We start from the raw sequence: 3,228 nt of genomic DNA, 5'->3' as shown, positions 1-3,228 counted from the left end.
GAATTATCTCTTGCAATGCGGGAGCCATCCACAGAGGACAGTCCCTTGTCAGTCATGCTGACGGCTTCAGTGAAGATCTGAGGCAATCTCGTAAATCTTGGGCTCCCATCGCCCGTGGATGATCTGGACCATTGCCAAGGTGATGGGCAGCCTGAACCTGCGCGGGCCTGCACTGCCCGGGTTGAGATAAATAGCGTCATCGCAGCTCTCGATACTGGCACGATGAGAATGACCAGAAATCAAGAGATTGATGCCCATCATGGCTGGAGCAAACGTCATATCCTTTCGGTCGTGGATCACGAATATCTTCTGCCCGAACAGCGTCACTTGAAGGGTATCTGGAAACATAGACGCCCACGGCTCGACATCGACGTTGCCGCGAATTGCCGAGACTGGCGCAACACGCTCCAATCTCTCGATGATGGTGGGGTTTCCAATGTCGCCCGCATGAACGATGTGGTCGACGCCTTGGAGAAGCGCGACAGCGTCCTCACGCAGAAGGCCGTGAGTATCTGAGATCACACCGAGAGTGTTCATAGAGCCCAGAACTATCAGTCCTCACTGACACTGGCGAGATGCTGATTTCGGAGTCGTTGGTCTGCGCTTGGGGACCCAGAACGAGGACTACGTCGAGGGTACGCATCAGACCTTCGGCCGCTCGCTTCCTTCTGGATATGAAATGGCGCTACGGCGACAACTGACAGCAGCTTCCTGACTGGACGTCCAATCGATTGGGTGCGACCCCAATAGCCCCTCTCAAATTGTTGGTCCGCGACCCGCGRCATCCCTATTTAGCTGTAACCTGAACAAGCCCCGAGATGTCATGCGCAGTCCCCGGTTCCAACACACTTATGCCGCCGACCTCCCCGAACGGCTTTACGCCCGTCCGGATCCATCCTCGGTTTCGACACCGCGTCTGCTTGAACTGAATGAAACACTGGCAACGGAACTAGGCCTGGACATCGGCTGGTTGCGTAGTCCTGACGGTATCGAAATGCTGGCCGGAAACCGCTTCCCTTCTGACGTGCGCCCCATCGCCCAGGCCTATGCGGGGCACCAGTTCGGCAACTTCGTGCCGCAGCTTGGCGACGGTCGTGCCGTCCTCGTCGGAGAGTTGCTCGATACCAGCGGCCAATTGCGCGACGTTCAATTGAAGGGCTCCGGTCCGACCCGATTTTCCCGCAATGGCGATGGGCGCGCTGCGCTCGGACCGATGATGCGCGAGTACATCGCCAGCGAGGCGATGCACGCACTCGGGATCCCAACCACGCGAACCCTATCGCTGGTTGCCACCGGCGAGCACGTCTACCGCGAGACCAGGCTTCCCGGAGCGCTGATAGCGCGCGTCGCCTCCAGCCACATCCGTGTCGGCACGTTCCAGTACCTTGCCGTACGGGAAGACATCGACGGCCTGAGGGCGTTGGCGGACTACGCAATTGCACGGCACTATCCGCATCTCGCCGAAATCCCCCGTTGCTACCTTGGGTTCCTCAATGCCGTTGTAGCAGCGCAGGCGAAGCTGGTGGCGCAGTGGATGCTGGTCGGCTTTATCCATGGCGTCCTCAATACCGACAACGTCGCAATTTCTGGCGAGACGATCGATTATGGTCCATGTGCGTTCATGGACGCCTTTCATCCGGCGACTGTGTTCAGTTCTATCGACCATCAAGGCCGCTACGCGTTTGCAAACCAGCCCCGCATCACTGTCTGGAACCTGGCGCGACTGGCCGAAGCGCTGCTGCCCATTCTGGGAAGCGAAGCAGGCGGAGACGATGAAGGCTTTGAGCAGGCGAAAGCGGTGATCGGATCGTTCCGGGCACGCTACGAGGCTGCGTTTAATGAAGGCATCCGCCACAAGATCGGGCTGTTTACCGAACAGCCGGGCGACCTTGACCTTGCTGCCGGACTGCTTGACCTGATGGCGCGCAACGGGGCGGATTTCACCCTTACATTTCGCGATCTCGCTCATGAGGTCGACGGCGCCGGCCGAGTACGCAACCACTTCATCGACCCTACTGCTTTCGATAGCTGGGCTTCGCGCTGGCGCGAACGGCTGGCTCTCGAGCCGGAGAATGCAGCCGACCGCACTGCTCGGATGCGCACCGTGAACCCGAAGTACATAGCACGCAATCACCGTGTCGAAGCTGCCATCGCCGCCGCCACCGATGAAGGCGATTTTGGCCCTTTCCAGAGCTTGCTCGCCGTCCTGGCGCGCCCGTTCGACGAGCAGCCCGAGATGGAGGAATACGCGCGGCCACCAGCAGACGAAGAGCGCGTCCTGCAGACATTCTGCGGTACGTAATTGCGACTACAGTGCAGGTGCCGAATGAGATGGGTTGCTGTCTGATCGTTTAACCATGCATGGTTCGGCGAGAATGGGGTGGGGGAGAGGAATGGCAGCTATTGCTGTCTGTGGGGCGGAAGCCGTCTCTGGGATCGACGCGCTTTTTTTGCCGGCAGCTATCCCACATCAGAGGCTCGAAACCGGACTGTCTGCTGTTGGCCCCGGAACTGCCTACGGAATCATTTCCGGTAGTGGCGTTAAGGGCAAATGCCGACGGCACTGGGGTGGGAAGGGGAATGRCTGGTTTTGCTCCAGCCACACCCAAAGCCAATGTCATAGGCGCTGTCACAAGRCAGCRATAATACGCCCTCTCAACTCCTCGACGGCGTGCGATACTTCCTTTYGGCGAAGATGAAGATCGTCTTTCCCATCGCCGAGGTAGGCGTCCCTGGCAAKCGAAAGMGTGCCAGCCGYTTGATCAGACAATTGTGGGCTGGCCCAATCGGCAGCTGCRTTCTTGGAAATGAACTGGTTCGTTGTGAGAGTTCTCCACAACTGTCGGGGCCAGCGGTTCGGGCAAGACCACGCTCTTGCGGGTGCTTGCCGGTCTTGAGGCGGCGGACGGTGGCCGGGTTCTGATCGACGGCGCGGAGGTCGCCGGCGTCGGCACCGATCGCGCGGTGATCTTCCAGGAACCGCGATTGCTGCCTTGGCTCACCGTGCTCGAYAATGTCGCCTTTGGCCTGGAGGTGCGCGGCGAGGCACGCAACCGGGCCGAGGAGCGGGCTCGCGACTACATCGCGCTAGTTGTTTAGTCCCGGCATTTGCTGGAGCGGGTCGCGAGAGAACCGTTGTGGCTGGGAAAGCCATGCCTTGCAGATGAATTCGTAGGGCGTGAGGCCTTTGAGGGTCTTGAGCCTGCGGCCGAAGTTGTAGGCCAAGAC

At 59.6% G+C, this 3,228-nt stretch carries 3 protein-coding genes and 2 pseudogenes; 2 read left to right on the top strand and 3 right to left on the bottom strand.

Annotated features, from left to right (window positions below):
• Positions 1-66: 66 nt before the first annotated feature.
• Entirely contained in the window at positions 67-537 is a 471-nt protein-coding gene (locus AC1DUU_RS27285; RefSeq protein WP_476786480.1) for a metallophosphoesterase family protein, read from the bottom strand.
• Positions 538-823: 286 nt separating this feature from the next.
• Between AC1DUU_RS27285 and AC1DUU_RS27280 the strand changes: the two genes are divergently transcribed.
• Positions 824-2,302, top strand: coding sequence for a protein adenylyltransferase SelO (locus tag AC1DUU_RS27280; protein WP_476786479.1), 1,479 nt, complete (start codon positions 824-826; stop codon positions 2,300-2,302).
• A 327-nt stretch (positions 2,303-2,629) separates the two neighbouring features.
• Here the strand turns inward: AC1DUU_RS27280 and AC1DUU_RS27275 are convergent, their stop codons facing one another.
• Positions 2,630-2,839, bottom strand: coding sequence for an aminoglycoside adenylyltransferase domain-containing protein (locus tag AC1DUU_RS27275; protein WP_476786478.1), 210 nt, complete (start codon positions 2,837-2,839; stop codon positions 2,630-2,632).
• A 2-nt stretch (positions 2,840-2,841) separates the two neighbouring features.
• Here AC1DUU_RS27275 and AC1DUU_RS27270 point away from each other — a divergent pair.
• Positions 2,842-3,093: pseudogene (locus AC1DUU_RS27270) on the top strand (ATP-binding cassette domain-containing protein); the annotation flags it as partial.
• On the opposite strand, the pseudogene AC1DUU_RS27265 reads toward AC1DUU_RS27270, so the two are convergent.
• Positions 3,088-3,228, bottom strand: a pseudogene (locus AC1DUU_RS27265) (IS481 family transposase); the annotation flags it as partial. The pseudogenes AC1DUU_RS27270 and AC1DUU_RS27265 sit on opposite strands and share 6 nt — an antisense overlap.

Source organism: Aminobacter sp. P4_H6_2, from assembly GCF_056400805.1.
This window is presented reverse-complemented; position numbering and strand designations above follow the sequence as displayed.

Coding starts and splice junctions, on each gene's coding strand:
- AC1DUU_RS27280 (WP_476786479.1), top strand. CDS start 824: ATGCGCAGTCCCCGGTTCCAACACACTTATGCCGCCGACCTCCCCGAA.
- AC1DUU_RS27285 (WP_476786480.1), bottom strand. CDS start 537: ATGAACACTCTCGGTGTGATCTCAGATACTCACGGCCTTCTGCGTGAG.